Source organism: Spirochaeta isovalerica, from assembly GCF_014207565.1.
In the GTDB taxonomy this organism is placed as follows: domain Bacteria; phylum Spirochaetota; class Spirochaetia; order DSM-2461; family DSM-2461; genus Spirochaeta_F; species Spirochaeta_F isovalerica.
This window is the reverse complement of record NZ_JACHGJ010000005.1, coordinates 1-15,256: the sequence shown is the minus strand read 5'-3', so window position 1 is coordinate 15,256 and position 15,256 is coordinate 1. Positions and strand designations below refer to the sequence as shown.

Below are 15,256 nucleotides of genomic sequence, written 5' to 3'. Positions count from 1 at the left end.
ATAACCGATAATTGAGTTATGCGCAGAACCAGAAGAAATGTCCTGATGATTCTCTTCGTTTCCATAATTTCTCTTTTGAGTGTATATCTGGGACTTTATTCCAATTACCTAAAAGATACTGATGAAATATACAGTCGATACGCAACAAAGCTGGAAAGAGAATCCGAAGCGCTTATCAGCCTCTATTCGGAGTGGGCCGTCCAGATCTGGGAAACGGAGATTAACACAGAGCCGGTTCTGACGCTGCTCCATAATGCTTATAATGCAAACGATGAAGCGGAAAAGGATGCCTATCGAAAAGAGCTCTACAAACTTCTTGAACCTTTTTATGCAAATCTGATCAATCATAATTTCAGACAGATCCATTTTCATGAGAAAAATAACCTGAGTTTTCTGAGAATGCACAGGCCGTCCCGTTACGGTGACGATCTGACAGGTATCCGCTATTCCGTCGAATCAGTAAATCAAACAAGAAAACCTCTATCCGGTTTTGAGGAAGGCAGGATCTTCAATGGATACAGGAATGTCTTTCCCCTTGAATACAAAGGGGAAAATCTGGGAACGGTGGAAGTCAGTTTCAACATGTCTCTCCTCATCAACAAGCTGGAGGAGCGATTTTACGGCAAAGCCCAGTTCATTATTCTCCAGTCTGTCATAGACGAAAAGGTGTTTGACGAAGAGAAAAGCAATTATATTCCCTGGCAGATGGACAGTTCTTTTCTCCTCGATAAAGGAATTTCTGAATCCTGTATTCTGGAAAATGTTGTTGAGGAGAGCGACAAAACCGCAATCAAAAGGATTCTTGATAAAGAGCTGAAAAGCAACAATGAGAGCTTTACCATTCATCTTCCCGGTGGTGAGGGATTGATTCTCTCGTTCCGCGCCGTCAGGAATTTTGATAAACGCATCGTCGCATATATATTTACCAGAAGCCCCGATGATAGCATTATCGATCTTCAGAAATCGTTCCTTATCATCTCCATAAGTTTTGCCCTGTTGTTTTTTCTCCTCTTGTTCTTTCTCTACTATTACAACAAATCAGAAAAAAAGCTGGAGGAACTGGTCATCCATGATCAGCTGACCGGAGCCTATTCCAGAAGGATTGTGCTTGAGAAACTGAAATATGAACTGGAACGTTTCCGTCGATACGGGGGGCCTTTCAGTATCGCCATGATTGATATAGACCATTTCAAAGCTGTAAACGATGAGCATGGCCATTTGGCCGGAGATGCTGTATTGAAAGAGATGGCCAGTCTTATATCGGGTAAAATCCGGACTACAGATATTTTCGGAAGGTACGGTGGTGAGGAGTTTTTATTGATTCTCCCTGAGACAGACTTGTCTATGGCTCACCAGGTCCTGGATCTGATCCGTATCGAGGTCGGAAATTTCCTGTTTTCCAAGGCCGGGCGGATTACCATCAGCATCGGAGTCGCGGAAGTGTCTCCGGAGGAGGCCGAGATTAATCCGCTTATAGAGGCTGCCGATACCAACCTCTATAAAGCGAAGAATGAGGGACGGAACAGAGTCGTTTCCTAAATCAGAATATCCTTTCTTTTGAAGATCCAGCCGCTGATAAAAAGAGACAATGCGGTTATACCCAGAAAAAGAGCGACTTTCCACCAGATAATACCGTAATCGGGAACACTGAAATCCGTATCCATCCAGGTAAACGGGCTGATGTATCCAATCATCTTTGCAGCGGGAGATATCGCCGATGCGGCTGATGATATGGAATTGAGAAAATAAAAGAAAAATACAATACCCAGAGAGGTCCCCAAAACGGATTTCCCTCTTTTAACCAGAAGAGAGAGGAGCAGGACCAGTGAACTCATGGCAAGGAGGAGCAGGAAGACATAAGTGCTGAGTATAAACATGACCCTCACACTATAGGCTTTGAAAATATGGGAATAAAAATCTGACGGCAGTTCGAGCAGCTTAATTGCCCGATCCATTGATGTCTCCGAATTACTGAACTGATTGAGAAAAAGAGACGGGTCGGCTTCGAAGAAGAGAAGAAACAATTCCGGCGATCGGAAGAAGTCCTCTTTCATCGACTTGTATTCCTCCATTTCTCCGCGGACGTTTTCGAGGAATTCCTCTCTCTTTTCAAGGGGGAAGGAAAAGAGGGACATATAGGGATCGGGATTCTCCAGTACGCCGGAAAAAAAGCCTTCCGGATCCTTTTCCGCTTCGCTCAGAAGACTGTTCATTGCCTCAGGGTCGAGATCCATCTCTTCCATCTCTCCTCTGTTGCCATTCAGAAGCCCTGCTGCATAAGACAGGGATAGAGACCCGAAACTGTCTTCGTTGATATTAAAAGCTTTATAGATAGAACCGGGGTGTCTTTCCACAGCGTTTATCAGAACCTTTTTATCCTCTGGAGATAGAAAGAGTGTCACAGGGGAATCCGCCTTTACAAAGTTCATGGCAACGAGGCTTGTCAGGAAGTAGAGAAGTGAAAGTATGGTTACATATGAGAGGAGGACAGCAGTCTTGCTGATGAATATCGACCTTCTGGAAACCGGTCTGGTATAGAGAAATTCAGCTGTTTTTTCCGCTTCCTCCTTTGCCAGAAGGTTCGCGGCCACAATGGAGACGAATATACAGGCGAGGAGGACGTTGTAGATAGAGTTGTATGTGACATAAAACCCTGTCAGGCTGGCCAGACTTGTCAGATCGGCTCCGAAAGCTGACAGCAGACCCTTCATCATGGGGTTTTCAAATAGCGCTTCCATCTGGAGCAGAAGGCCATCGGCGTTGATGGCCGGATAGAAGAGCATCCCGAAAAAAAGTATACCGCAAATGGAGAGGCTCCAGATGAGAAAGGATTTGAAATTCCTTTTCATTTCCATTGAATAGATTGTCAGATTCATACTGTATCCTCCTTTCCGTTGTAGTAATGCATAAAGATTTCCTCAAGACCGGGATCCTCCAGGACGGCGTCTTCAAGTGGCAATTGAGAGAGGTTTTTCATCAGGTCCCGAACATTTCCCTTGTAGAGTCCTTCGGCACCCCGCTTGTTGAGGCTTAGCTGAAGAACGCCCGGTGCCGCTTTTTCCAGCTCTTCAGCGGAAAATGACGTGCCTCTCGGAAAAATAAGACGGAAGCGTTTCAAATAAAGCTGTTTCAGTTCCTCCATTCCGCTGTTTTTTATGATTTTCCCTTCTTTGATTATGGCCACGCGGCTGCAAAGTCTTTCCACTTCCGACAAAGTATGGGAGGAGAAAAAAATAGTGGCGCCCCGTTCCTGTTCTTCCCGGAGTATTTCGTAAAAGCGAGACTGCATCAGAGGGTCGAGACCGCTGGTCGGTTCATCGAGAATAAGGAGCTCCGGCCGATGTAGAAGAGCCTGAATGATGGCTACTTTTTTTCTGTTTCCCAGAGACAGGTCTTTGATCGACCGGTTTGTATCCAGGTCCAGCCTTTCGCAGAACCGGGTAATAATGCTTTTATCTTTCACCTTGAAAAGACGGGCGGAATAATCGAGAAGTTGCCCGGTTTTTAATCCGTCGTAGTAATTCAGCTCCGATGGAACGAAACCGATCCGCTGCCTGAGAAAGTCTCCCGAGGAAAGAGCATTCTCGCCGAATAGCCGGACGTGTCCCGAATCGGGAAAAAGCAACCCCAGAATCGTCCGGATTGTTGTGGACTTCCCCGCGCCGTTGGGTCCGATGAAGCCGAATATTTCTCCCCTGGAGACGGATAGATTCACATCGATGATTCCCCGGGATTTCCCGTAGGATTTGGTCAGACTTTCTGTTTCCAGAACCGGACTGTCTTCCATAATTAACTCCTATGTAACTATATGACTTATATCTATTAAATGGTCATACGGTTGGTAAAAAAACTTATTCCTCAATCAGCTTTTCAATAGACGACTGGAGGAGAAGGTCAACAACGGATGGAAAAACATCTTCTCCTATATCCTTTTTGTGGAGGTAGAGGAAAAATAGTGCCCGGAAAACACCAGTAACCAGTTTAGGATCGTCCACTTTCAACTTGCCTTTTTCTTTCCAGGTATCCACGAGTTTCGATGCGAAATCCACATCGGCATCCATAGCGATCTGAAGCTGCTCCGGAGTAAACTTCTGCCAGAGATAATCGAATTCGTCTCCGCTTAAAAGCCGCCGGATAAAGGGGTCGCTGTCCACCTGTTCCATAATGGATGAAATAACTGATTTCAGCTGTTTTCTGGCATTATCGCTGTTTTCACTGAGTAGATCGTACATTTTTTCGTGCTGATCCGTTTCATAATGCCGGATAATGGCGAAGTAAAGGTCCTCCTTGGAAGAAAAAAACTGGTAGAAAGCCCCTTTGGATATTCCCGACTTCTTTGCCAGATCTTCGACACTGGTTTTTTTGATCCCGTACCGTCCGAAAGCTTCTCTTCCCGTTTCCATCAGCCGGATACGGATATTCTGTTTTTCCTGATCGGTAAAACCTCTTGGCAAGTCATCCTCCTGAAATCATATGACCAAAAAAGTAAATATAGTCATATGTTAGCAGGAGAAAGATAAGAAGTCAACATTTATTGCATGAAAAACATAGCTACTGATATCTTTTCAATACAATATCGTACAGTCCTTCATCTTTCAAATCATCCAGAGCTTTCTGAAACTGTTCGATCAGTTCATCATCAGTATCTCTGTGAAATCCGAAATAGTGAAACCCTTCACTCAATACATAAACGCTTTCGAAATCTTCGGGGTTCAATCCTTCCTGCGTCATTATCCAATGCAAGACATTCTCGTCATAGGCAAAGAGATCGATCCTTCCGGTTTTTAACTGCAGAAGGCTTGAAAGGGCGCTGCTCGTCAGTTCAATTCCTTCCCGGTCAAGTCCGAAGAGATCCTGGAGAAGCTGTTCTCCTGCGTCATCCCGGATAGCTCCGGTTCTGTATTTCTTTATATCATCGGGAGATGATAGGGATATAAGCGAATTTTTTCTGGCGAACAGGACATTTTTACTGGAGGAGATCGGACCTACCCATTTGAACAGATTTTCCCTTTGAGGTGTTCGCGTTATGGCGAAAAGAACAGTCTTTTCCTCTTCCAGCAACATTTTGTAGGAACGGGCCCAGGGGAGGATGCGTATGTCCTGTCTGGTTTGCCGGGAACCCAGCTTATCGAGGCATAGAACCATAAGATCGATGGAAATTCCCTGAAGCCGGCCATTCAATTCAAAGTTGTAGGGAGGAAATTCTTCGCTCATCAGGTACAGATCGTCAACATTCTGAGCAAAAATGCGGTCTATTGCTGTAACAGTCAGTAAAATGATGAATAATATTGATAATTTTGTTTTATATTTATACCAGTGGCTCACATTTATAAAGTAGTTGAGAATCCTGGGAGTATCAAGGATAAAGAAATAACATTTCCAGCTATTGATAATTATTCTTAATAAGAATTGCCACACATTATAAAATTGATTAATATCTGAATAACAACATGGAGGATGCATTTATGATTCAATGGTTATCTCAGTTTCACCCTGTTATGCAGGCTTTGATTGGAACCCTCTTTACTTATGCCGTTACAGCCCTGGGCGCCGCGATGGTTTTCTTTTTCAAATCGATTAACAAAAAGGTGCTCAACGGTATGCTCGGTTTTGCCGCAGGGGTCATGATTGCCGCCTCCTACTGGTCTCTTCTGGCTCCGGCTATTGAAATGTCAGCGGAATTCCCCGGGGCCGACTGGATTCCCGCTGTTGTAGGTTTCCTTCTCGGGGGAGCTTTCCTCTGGATTGTCGATAAAACGCTGCCCCATGTACATCCCGGTTTTAAAAAAGGAGAGCAGGAAGGGGTTAAATCAAGCTGGCAGAGAAGCGTTCTGCTTGTCCTGGCTATAACCATACACAATTTCCCCGAAGGCCTGGCTGTCGGTGTGGCTTTCGGTGCTGTCGCGGCCGGTATTCCTTCCGCTTCCATTGCGGGAGCTGTCGCTCTTGCCATCGGTATCGGGATTCAGAATTTTCCTGAAGGGGCGGCTGTATCGGTTCCTCTCAGACGTGAAGGCTTATCGAGGAGAAAGAGTTTTGTCTACGGCCAGTTTTCCGGTATGGTAGAACCGGTCGCAGGAGTCCTGGGGGCCGCTTCTGTTATTCTCTTTCGGCCCATATTGCCCTACGCTCTGGCTTTTGCCGCCGGTGCCATGATTTATGTCGTTGTTGAGGAGCTGGTCCCCTCTTCTCAGGAGGATGAAGACCACAACGATATTTCCACTATAGGAGCCATGCTGGGCTTTGCGGTAATGATGACGCTGGATGTCGCTCTGGGGTAAGGAAACGGGTAGAAAGCCGGAATTCCCTTTATATAGGAGTTGTTTTCATATCATTTTTATATCTCTTAAAATAGCTTTCATTCTCATTATTGCTGAATTGGTGTTGTCCGGCATTACGCGTCAGTACACCAATAAAACTAAAATCGGAATCTGAGTTCGCTATTGTCGCATCTCCATGGCTGTCTCCGGCCAGCAGGATTCCTCCTCTTTTCAGATATTGTTTTGCGTGCCGGGATACAAATTCCGCATGGTCGGAAATGAGCAGATCTACTGAACTCTGCAATGCATCAAATGGCTCTCTGTAATCTCCTGATAAAAATAGTATTGCAGGTTCTTCATTATACTCTTTGTATTTATCTAGGTATTTTAATATATCATCTTTGTTTGAGAAGATTTTTTCGCTCTTTTATCTGAATCCAGATATATAACCTCCGGAAAAATGAGAACCGGAATTAAAGAGCAATGTTCTTACCGTGGATATTGCCGCCGATTCCAAAGGGCGATTGATTGCCCTATAAAACATGCTTGCCTATAAAGGGAAATTGGCAAACATCGTAGCGATTCCAATGGTTATATAGAAAAAATCCCTATCTGAATTGTCGAAGGATCATCTATGAATAGCAGTAACATATTGTTTATTTCAGGTAATAACACCAAATAGGGTATAAAACGATAGAGCATAGTTTTTTTTACGGAATAGGATAGAATCCTCTTCACATCCGAATAGTCCTATCTTCCCATCATTTACGAGAGAATGAGCAGTAATCCCATTGTTGCGCCCATAATTATGCTGTAGAAGATCGTCATAATAATGCTAACAGCAGCATAGGCTTCAATATGTCCGGGAGTTAAATTTCGAATAAATGCCATGTTTATTACAAATACCATAAGCGCTTCGACAATCTACATTGTTTAGTCGCTTAGTCCGTTATAGAGAATTCTCAATACCAGATTCGTCACAGTTGCGATTACATTTATCATGAAGCTATACTTGGGACTGCCGTCATTCAAAATTAATACATCCATCTTTTTACCCTCTAACATTAAGGGAAAAGAGAAGGCAAATATCTTAAGATATGTTTCCGCCAGTTGGAAAAAGGGTCTTTCGCTCCGAGAAAGTAGACATCTTCCTCTGAGAAAAAGATAGAGGGTATGGCCATTGCCAACCCAGGACACCCATGAGGAGAAGAGTCCCTATGGAGACTTGGTTTGCTTTTCCCCTATTATTTCTGCCGATTAATAATCCCACAGAGGTGCCCATTCCACTTACAAAGAGAGAAGAAAAAGCGGCAATTAAGAACATCGGTGGACTAACAGGCGTAGTAACGAATAAAGCGCCGGCACCCATGAAAAGAGCGGTTATCAATCTATCAGCCCTATACATATTTGTGCTGAATACAGACCTGATAATCATGGGATTGGCATATTCCGGAAACAGCTGGTTATACAGATTTTCAGTATATTCAGGTTATTTTGGTGATGGTTGTTTATTTAAAGCTGCTGATTTGTCCCTGCAGTTTTTTCATTTCAACCAGAGAAAGCAGGTAAGACAGGGTCGATTCCGCTCCTTCGTTCCCGCTTGTTCTATCGATCTGCAAACCGTCACGGCATCCTCCCGTAAGGACATCGTACAATGGTTGGCCTAGATCATTCCTCCCAAGAAACCAATCGAAAGTCCTGCCCGCATGTTTTATCCAGTAAGATTCACCCGATGATGCAAAATAGGCTGCGATACAGGCGGATAGTGTCGCATGAGCCTCAATAGGCTGCTGATCATATAAGGCTCGCTCGGTCCCTTTGCTATAAAATCCATAGGAACCAACGGGGCGAAAGGATCCCGATTCGGAAGATTGAATCTTTAAAAGCCATCGCAGTGTTTCATAGCCGATTTTCAGGACTTCTTCGTTTTCCAAAAAGCGCCCGCTGACAATCAGGGCATGGGGCATTTTCGCATTTCCGTAAGTTAGCGCAGTTTCAAACCAGCTCCAGTCCGGAGAGGATACGTCTCTGTACAGTCCGACTAATCTCTCTGACAGAATTTCTCCGATCTTTCCGGATCTTCGATCACCGTCCAACCGTTTTAAATATTCATTTATGCCCAGAAGCGCATAGGCCCATGCTCTGGGAGATGTAAAGCTGGTAACCTCGGGAAGAGAGTGTTCGAAAAGCTCTGCAGCCAGCATCTGAAGTCCTTTCTGGTTGGAGTGCCCGACACAATAGCCCAATGCCCACAAGGCCCGACCCGAACAGTCTTCCGAGACTTTCTCCTCAATCCATTTGCGGTCAAAACTCAGAAAGTTTCGAAACCTTCGCGATTTCCGGTCATAGGCATGGTTCAGGAAGGCCATATAAGTTATACAAAGACTATCAATTTCAGGAGTATTGAGATTAGCATCCTGGAGCATGAGGGTCAGCAGGAGAGCCCTCGCATTATCATCGGTGCAGTAGCCCTCGCTGAACAGGGGAACAGTATACCTGGCATGCTGAAAAATCCCTGTGGAATCACTCATCCGTAAAAGGTGATTCAACTTAAGGTTGGGAAGATCTACCGGGTATTCATCGAGGGTTCTGATGGAGGATTTTTTGCTACCCGGAAAACTGTGGTCCACACCGGCTTGTCGGAAAGAATCCACATACAGTTCCGCTATCCTGTTCCATACCATGGTCCTTCCCATTTTGTAGGCATTTCTGCGCATGGATTGACGATGGGGTTCATCTTTCAGCAACTCCTTTACGGCTTTTTCGATTCCGATTGAGCTGCGGAAGGGGACGAGTTTTCCCCTATTATCAGCCAGTAGTTCAGCCGCATGCCAGTAAGGTGTTGAAATGACGGCATTCCCTGTCCCGAAAGCGTAAGCCAGTGTTCCGGAAGTGATCTGTGTTTCCGAAAGATAGGGAGTGATATATATATCAGTGGCACCAATGAATCTCATCAGTTTATCAAGTTCCAGGAAGCTGTTAAAAAAAACCACATGTTTTTCCATTCCCAGATCCTTGGCCAGTCTTTTAAGACCTAACCTGTACTGTTCCCCTTCTTCCCTTAGCAGATTGGGGTGAGTCTGCCCTACGACAATGAAAACAAGATCGGGAAAATCTTTGACAATGGCCGGTAATGCCTGCAGAACATATTCTATGCCTTTGTTGGGTGAGAGCAGTCCAAATGTTAAAAGTACCTGTTTCCCCGCGACTCCGAATTCCCCTTTATATTGATTGGAATCAGCAAAGGGCTCATCGGGAATCCCATGAGGGATCAAATCAATTTTAGAAGGCGGTACCTGATAGATATCTTTCAATAATTGAAGCCCTTTCTCCGTCATGACAATTAAGCGCGTCGAAAGAAGAATCAGTTCTCTCATGACTCTCATCTGATCCGGTGAAGGATTATGGAGAATTGTGTGGAGCGTTGTGATAACTGGCATTCTCAGCTTATGCAGCAGGGTCAGAATATGGCTCCCTGAGACGCCGCCGAAAATTCCGAATTCATGCTGTAGCGAAAGTGCATCGATATCTGAGATATTCAGATAGTCAGCTGCTTTCAAATAGGACGAAAGGTCCTGTTCCTCTATTTCGAAACGAACTTCCCCGGGGTATTCGTACCCTGTCGGAATATCGTTAATCGCTATAACGGAACATTCGGGATTTGCCGAATGATTGGCAACCGCTGTTCTCAGGTCAGTTGTAAAGGTGGCTATCCCGCACTTTCTGGGGAGGTAGTTTCCCAGAAAAGCAATGTTTTTAATGCTGGATGTTGTGGCGGTCATCGCGAAATCCTCCTGTAGGACTGTTCTCTAAGGGCATCGAAGAAAGGGGTTTTCCTCTCCCTCACACATTGGGCTGCATAATAATACATGGCGGCAGACCAGGTTTGCCAATCCTGGCCTTTCGCCTCTCCGTTTTGGGCTTTTATCCACTCATTAAAACCGAAATCCCGAGTCTCATCTTGAGATTTTCTTATCACTTCCGTCAGGAGCAGCAGTTTCTTTTCAGCAAGACTGTATTGCTCAGCAGCTACCAGAGCTGCGATGTAGAAGCCTGTGATAAAAGGCCAGATTCCCCCGTTGTGGTAGTCTCCCGGCTTGTTGTATTTTTCATATCGATCAAGCCAATCGGGATCCTTCGGAGTGATATAGGGAAAAAAATTGGGCGGAAGGTCTATGGCCAGATCTCCTCTTTTCTCCATGGATTGGCATTCTTCATCAATCCAGCTGATAATTTCTACAGCTCTTGAACGGCTGGCCAGTCCGGAGAGGATCGCCAGACTATTTCCCAGAAGATCAAACCGTTCGCTGCTGTAAATCTTGAATGACCAGAAAGCGTAATAGGGTTTATTTCTGACTATCAGGCCTTCGTGAACATGATGATGAATCTCCCCTTCCTTGATGGTAAAACGGTCAATGGCTTTATGGAGTCCATCAGCTTCATTGTTGAAACCGAACAGCCGGAGATAGGTGTAGACAAGAGTGTTGACATATAGTCCGTAACCGATGACCCATTGTTCGTCCCGCCAGTCGGTTGTCGGCTCCTGGGCTACGAGGAAACCGTCCGTGGGACTTTGATATACCATCCAGGTCAGCGCTTTTCCCACTTCTGTTTCAAGAAAGGTTTCCTCTTTTGAGAATTCTCTGTAAATGGCAACGGCAATGAGAAACAAAGGGGTCGTATCACTGGCTCCTCTATCCTCCCGGTCGTGAATCAGAGAGGGTATATGCCCGTGGGCTGATTGATTTGCGGCAAGAGTTTCCAGAACTCTTTTCGCTTGCGATACAAGGTCTCTGTCTCCTGTGAGAAGCATTCCCGGAAGAGAAATCATCAGATCTCTCGTGTAAGGCTCGGGATATCCCCACCCGGCCGTGCGGGGCAGTCCCTTAAAGGGGCCGTGGGCATTGTGCTTAAGGACAGCGAGTGCGGCTGTCTGTGCAACTTCAATCAGCTTCCTGTCCCGTTCATTCATCATTTTATCTCCAGTTTTCTTTGAACAGTCTCAACAAATTTTTCGGCCACCACGTGATAATCAAAGCATTTGACAGCTCTCTTCCTGGCCTCGTTGCCAAGCTGTTTTCTCAAAGAGGGATTATTCATCAATTTAAATAGAGAATCGGCTATATCGGGGATGCTGGCTCTGTAGTCAACCACTCTCGGTTTATCAAAAACTATCTTTTTTGATTCTCTGAATCCAGCTTCCGCGCCCAGAGTTGTTTCCCTTAAAGTAATTTCCTGAGCAATATCTGCCAGAAGTGCTGTTTTTCCGTGTATCAGGGTATCTTTAGGCCCCATGGCATTTATGCTTATCACTGCTTTGCCGCAGGCTCCTGCTTCTACCTGAGGCATGCCGAATCCCTCCAGCCGGGAAGGGGCGGCATAGATGTCGCAGGCTCCGAGAAGGTAGGGGACAAAATTCCGGGATATTATACTTGTCTGAAAAATAACCTTTTTTTCAATTCCCAATTGCCTGGCCAGAAGAAAATCCTGGGAGTTCTGAAGTATTGTTCTATCCTGGGGCCAGACTTTGCAGACATAGCGCCAGTCAGGAACCTCTTTATCCACAAGCGCAAGAGCATGCATCATTTCCTGTCCTCCTTTCGATGCCGCATCGCCCCCTATTGTGAGAATCATTAGCTGATCCGGTTTGATGCTCAGAGCTTCTCTGACAGATGTGATTTTTATATCATCGGGGCTTTTGGGAGAGAAGGCTGCGGTATCGCATCCAACGGGAAGAACCTCAATATTCTCTTCCCTAATTCCGTCCCTCACATACATTTCCTTGACCCAGTGCGATGTAACAAAAATCAGAGGGAGCTTGTTGAGGATATCCTGATAATTGGCGATATAGCCATCGGCAACAAGCCACGGTACAGCCGTCAGTCCGAATGACTGGGGATGAATGATTATTTGAGGCGAATACCCCCAGAACCCCACTCCGGCAACCACATCAGGCCGGAACCATCGGTAATACCATTCCTTTTCCTGTTCAGACTCGAAGTGTGCGGCATGGGCATCTATTCCCATCTCGATCAAACCTTTGTAGAGCAGATCTCCCTGTGTGGCCAAGCCTCCCGGAGAGGGTGGAAACTCATATAGGACCAGAACTTTCATGGTGACTCCTTGTGTCATTCAGCCATTGCCGGGCTGAGATGCGATTGGGAACAAGCCAGAACGCCTCGACGCGGGGGGTAGTTTTTGCCTCAAATGTATTGTTTCCAAAATTGTAGATTTCTCTGATAATTCGGTATTTTCTGCGCCAGATCTCTTCGGGAAGGGGGAGAGTAATCTGTGCTTCGCTTATCGGCCTCGGCAGGTACTTATGACAGCCGTCTTCATAGGCGAATAAACAGACTTCACTAGCTTTCACATCTTTTTTAATCCATAGCTGTAGCAAAGCTCTTCCCGTTTCCTCATGGCGGAGATGCCTGGTGTATTCTCCGCGGGGGCTGTGGGTGTAGATCCGGTCGAAGGAAATCGAAGGTAGTTTTTCCAGGATTGTATGGCATATGAGACCGGGTGTAAGTGGGGTCTGTCCGGGGCCGTCATCGAGATCCGCCATTGCTCCCGTTGCTCCGAATTCTTTTAGCGCTCTGAAAAATCTGTGTCTTCGGTCATCATCTCCGGCGCGGCATAGACTGAGAATAAAACAACTTTCAAAGCTTGTGATTAAAAGAGATCCGCCTGCCCATAGGGTTTCGTCATCGGGGTGAGCGATTACGACGGCAATTTTTTTTAGTGATCTGTTTCCAGTATGCACGTTGGCATCCTCTGGATAAGTCGCCGCATTAATAAATCCGGAAACAATATCAATTTTAAGTTTAAGGCAATTTCGGGAAAACTGTCGGATATATTGAAACTTTTATTTAAGGTTGCTTATTTATACCGTTAATGGCTTAAACTTATAGAGCATGCGGGATGGAGTTCTTCTTTGAAGAAAGGGGCAGAGATGCAGATAAATGTCAAAAGAAGAGATGTCGAGTTCAAGCCGGATTCCTCAAGAGTTATAGCCAGGTTCCTCTACACGAATGATGAAAGAAGCCGAACGGTTATAAAGCGGGTTCTTCAGCTAAGTGAAAAAGAGACAAAGGATAAATTGAATCAGGTACTGAGAAAGTACTCAAGGCGCCACAGGAATATCTCCAGGATTTTTGAAAAACATTTTCTCCAGTTAGGCGGTTTGTTTGAAAAGATCGGTTTGAATCCATCAGATCTTGATATTACACGGAGAGCACTTATCGGCGCCTATTTCACTATGGAATACTCCATAGAAGCGGCTGCCTTTTTCAATCCTTCCATAGTTGAATCCCCCGATCAGTCAGGAATCCTCCCCGGAGAAAAAAGGGTGAATCTCAGTTTTCGCGCAACGGGAGAGGGGCATATCTCTTCTATTGTATTCCGTGCCGGCATACTGGATAGGGAGAGCAATCTGACTCTTGAACCTGTGGGAAATATGCTGGCGGAGGCGGAAAGAATTAAACGGTTTATTTATAACAAACAGATCTTTCTGGAAAAACTTTATGAAATGCAGGACATTCACAGCATTGTCCCTCCGGAGGAAATACTGGGAACGCTTGGCGATACGTTTACATATGGTGAATTAGAGACCTGTGTAAGGGAAGCCATAAAAAAGTATAATTTCCCGCTGGATAAAGAGCTGGCATTCAATCAGATCATGTGGCTGGCCTCATCTCACTACGAAATTGAATTCTCCATGGATTCGGCCATATGCGAAAGGGTTATATTCCCCATATCTTCAACAGAACGGAGCGGCATAGAAGATGCCCGATTTGTGAAGTTTTTTGATGATGACGGGCAAGTCATTTATTACGCTACTTATACGGCGTATGACGGTATGTCAATTATGCCCAAACTTATTGAAACAAAAGACTTTTATCATTTTAAAGTCCTTCCGCTTCATGGTCATATAGCCAAGAATAAAGGGATGGCTCTTTTTCCCCGTAAAATCGATGGAAAGTATGCCATGCTGTGCCGTATGGACGGGTGCAACAACTACATCTCCTTTTCCGATAATATTAATATCTGGAATGAAGCCTTTCTTTTTCAATCTCCTCATTACTCCTGGGAATATATTCAGATCGGGAATTGCGGATCGCCTATTGAGACTGAGGATGGCTGGCTGATCATCACTCACGCTGTAGGCCCTATGAGAGAATATGTTCTGGGAGCTGTTCTTATGGATCTGGAGCAGCCCAAAGTTGAAATCGGCCGGCTGGAATTCCCTCTGTTGGCACCTAACGAGCGGGAGAGAGAAGGTTATGTTCCCAATGTAGTTTATTCCTGCGGCTCCATGATTCATAATGAAGACCTGATCATTCCCTATGCAGTTTCTGATTATGCATCGACATACGCCACAGTAAATCTGAAAGAGCTTCTTTCTGAATTGAAAAAGACCAAGTAGAATTAACCATTTATTCGGGGAGATGGGTCGTTGATTCAAATCCGGGTTCCGCAAAAGTCCTTTCCCGAAATGGGCTTAAACTTGAAGGTCAGCTTTCCGATTTCTATTTTATGGACTAACAAATTCCTTTTATATTTCCCCTTCCTCCAGGAAACTGAAATAGCCTGAATGAGAGAACACAACATGATCCAGCAATTCTATTCCCAACAGGATGCCGGCTTCCTGAAGTCGGTATGTAATATCCCGATCTTCTTTGCTCGGTTCCAGATTGCCCGATGGATGATTGTGAGCAACCACAATGGAAGCGCTTCGTAATTCTATGGCTGTACTGAATATCTCCCGGGGGTGAATTATAGCCCGATTCAGAATTCCCTTGGAAACAGTTTTCACATCGATGACTTCGTGTGCTCCGTTCAGACATATGCAGAAAAAATACTCCTGATGCCTGTCTCCGTAATGGGAGAGCAAGGGATAGACATCCCTATATGTCAACATAGTTGAAGGATCACTTTAAAAGGAGTTTCAACTATGAGATACAGTCTCGGATTCAAAGAGACACAGGTAAAAAAGGTAT

12 protein-coding genes are annotated in these 15,256 nt (G+C 45.1%); 3 read left to right on the top strand and 9 right to left on the bottom strand.

Features of this window, described 5'->3' with window-relative positions; translation table 11 throughout:
- The first annotated feature begins 18 nt into the window (after positions 1 to 18).
- A complete protein-coding gene (locus HNR50_RS13035; protein WP_184747215.1) occupies positions 19 to 1,539 on the top strand; it encodes a sensor domain-containing diguanylate cyclase in 1,521 nt (506 codons plus the stop codon).
- On the opposite strand, the gene HNR50_RS13030 is transcribed toward HNR50_RS13035, so the two are convergent.
- The 4 genes from HNR50_RS13030 to HNR50_RS13015 form a co-directional block, all read right to left on the bottom strand.
- Positions 1,536 to 2,876, bottom strand: coding sequence for an ABC transporter permease subunit (locus tag HNR50_RS13030; RefSeq protein WP_184747214.1), 1,341 nt, complete (start codon positions 2,874 to 2,876; stop codon positions 1,536 to 1,538). The genes HNR50_RS13035 and HNR50_RS13030 overlap by 4 nt on opposite strands.
- Positions 2,873 to 3,787 (bottom strand): ABC transporter ATP-binding protein, encoded by a 915-nt coding sequence (locus HNR50_RS13025; RefSeq protein ID WP_184747213.1) that lies wholly within the window; start codon positions 3,785 to 3,787, stop codon positions 2,873 to 2,875. Before HNR50_RS13025 ends, HNR50_RS13030 begins: the two co-directional genes overlap by 4 nt.
- 64 nt (positions 3,788 to 3,851) lie before the next feature.
- On the bottom strand, positions 3,852 to 4,454 hold the full coding sequence (locus HNR50_RS13020; protein ID WP_184747212.1) for a TetR/AcrR family transcriptional regulator: 603 nt from the start codon (positions 4,452 to 4,454) through the stop codon (positions 3,852 to 3,854).
- A gap of 97 nt (positions 4,455 to 4,551) precedes the next feature.
- The gene (locus HNR50_RS13015; RefSeq protein ID WP_184747211.1) at positions 4,552 to 5,214 is read right to left on the bottom strand and encodes a substrate-binding periplasmic protein; all 663 of its coding nucleotides are present in this window, start codon (positions 5,212 to 5,214) and stop codon (positions 4,552 to 4,554) included.
- A gap of 251 nt (positions 5,215 to 5,465) precedes the next feature.
- On the opposite strand from HNR50_RS13015, the gene HNR50_RS13010 reads away from it, so the two are divergent.
- The gene (locus tag HNR50_RS13010) at positions 5,466 to 6,281 is read left to right on the top strand and encodes a ZIP family metal transporter (RefSeq protein WP_184747210.1); all 816 of its coding nucleotides are present in this window, start codon (positions 5,466 to 5,468) and stop codon (positions 6,279 to 6,281) included.
- A gap of 1,487 nt (positions 6,282 to 7,768) precedes the next feature.
- On the opposite strand, the gene HNR50_RS13005 is transcribed toward HNR50_RS13010, so the two are convergent.
- Genes HNR50_RS13005 through HNR50_RS12990 form a run of 4 tightly spaced genes read right to left on the bottom strand, consistent with a single transcriptional unit; the run spans position 7,769 to position 13,020 of the window.
- Positions 7,769 to 10,042: a glycosyltransferase family 4 protein gene (locus tag HNR50_RS13005; protein WP_184747209.1), complete on the bottom strand. Its 2,274-nt coding sequence runs from the start codon at positions 10,040 to 10,042 to the stop codon at positions 7,769 to 7,771.
- On the bottom strand, positions 10,039 to 11,235 hold the full coding sequence (locus HNR50_RS13000) for an amylo-alpha-1,6-glucosidase (RefSeq protein WP_221439875.1): 1,197 nt from the start codon (positions 11,233 to 11,235) through the stop codon (positions 10,039 to 10,041). The genes HNR50_RS13005 and HNR50_RS13000 overlap by 4 nt, the downstream gene beginning before the upstream one ends.
- Positions 11,232 to 12,374, bottom strand: coding sequence for a glycosyltransferase family 4 protein (locus tag HNR50_RS12995; protein ID WP_184747208.1), 1,143 nt, complete (start codon positions 12,372 to 12,374; stop codon positions 11,232 to 11,234). The genes HNR50_RS13000 and HNR50_RS12995 overlap by 4 nt, the downstream gene beginning before the upstream one ends.
- Positions 12,352 to 13,020 (bottom strand): PIG-L deacetylase family protein, encoded by a 669-nt coding sequence (locus HNR50_RS12990; RefSeq protein WP_184747207.1) that lies wholly within the window; start codon positions 13,018 to 13,020, stop codon positions 12,352 to 12,354. The genes HNR50_RS12995 and HNR50_RS12990 overlap by 23 nt, the downstream gene beginning before the upstream one ends.
- A 171-nt stretch (positions 13,021 to 13,191) precedes the next feature.
- Between HNR50_RS12990 and HNR50_RS12985 the strand changes: the two genes are divergently transcribed.
- On the top strand, positions 13,192 to 14,682 hold the full coding sequence (locus HNR50_RS12985; RefSeq protein ID WP_221439874.1) for a glycoside hydrolase family 130 protein: 1,491 nt from the start codon (positions 13,192 to 13,194) through the stop codon (positions 14,680 to 14,682).
- Between the two features lie 129 nt (positions 14,683 to 14,811).
- Here HNR50_RS12985 and HNR50_RS12980 read toward each other — a convergent pair whose 3' ends face one another.
- Positions 14,812 to 15,177, bottom strand: a complete 366-nt coding sequence (locus tag HNR50_RS12980) for a JAB domain-containing protein (protein WP_184747206.1) — start codon at positions 15,175 to 15,177, stop codon at positions 14,812 to 14,814.
- Positions 15,178 to 15,256 lie beyond the last annotated feature (79 nt).

Excerpts from the sequence above, each read along its gene's own strand:
- HNR50_RS13035 (WP_184747215.1), top strand. The coding sequence starts at position 19 with ATGCGCAGAACCAGAAGAAATGTCCTGATGATTCTCTTCGTTTCCATA.
- HNR50_RS13030 (WP_184747214.1), bottom strand. The coding sequence starts at position 2,876 with ATGAATCTGACAATCTATTCAATGGAAATGAAAAGGAATTTCAAATCC.
- HNR50_RS13025 (WP_184747213.1), bottom strand. The coding sequence starts at position 3,787 with ATGGAAGACAGTCCGGTTCTGGAAACAGAAAGTCTGACCAAATCCTAC.
- HNR50_RS13015 (WP_184747211.1), bottom strand. The coding sequence starts at position 5,214 with ATGAGCGAAGAATTTCCTCCCTACAACTTTGAATTGAATGGCCGGCTT.
- HNR50_RS13010 (WP_184747210.1), top strand. The coding sequence starts at position 5,466 with ATGATTCAATGGTTATCTCAGTTTCACCCTGTTATGCAGGCTTTGATT.
- HNR50_RS13005 (WP_184747209.1), bottom strand. The coding sequence starts at position 10,042 with ATGACCGCCACAACATCCAGCATTAAAAACATTGCTTTTCTGGGAAAC.
- HNR50_RS13000 (WP_221439875.1), bottom strand. The coding sequence starts at position 11,235 with ATGATGAATGAACGGGACAGGAAGCTGATTGAAGTTGCACAGACAGCC.
- HNR50_RS12995 (WP_184747208.1), bottom strand. The coding sequence starts at position 12,374 with ATGAAAGTTCTGGTCCTATATGAGTTTCCACCCTCTCCGGGAGGCTTG.
- HNR50_RS12980 (WP_184747206.1), bottom strand. The coding sequence starts at position 15,177 with ATGTTGACATATAGGGATGTCTATCCCTTGCTCTCCCATTACGGAGAC.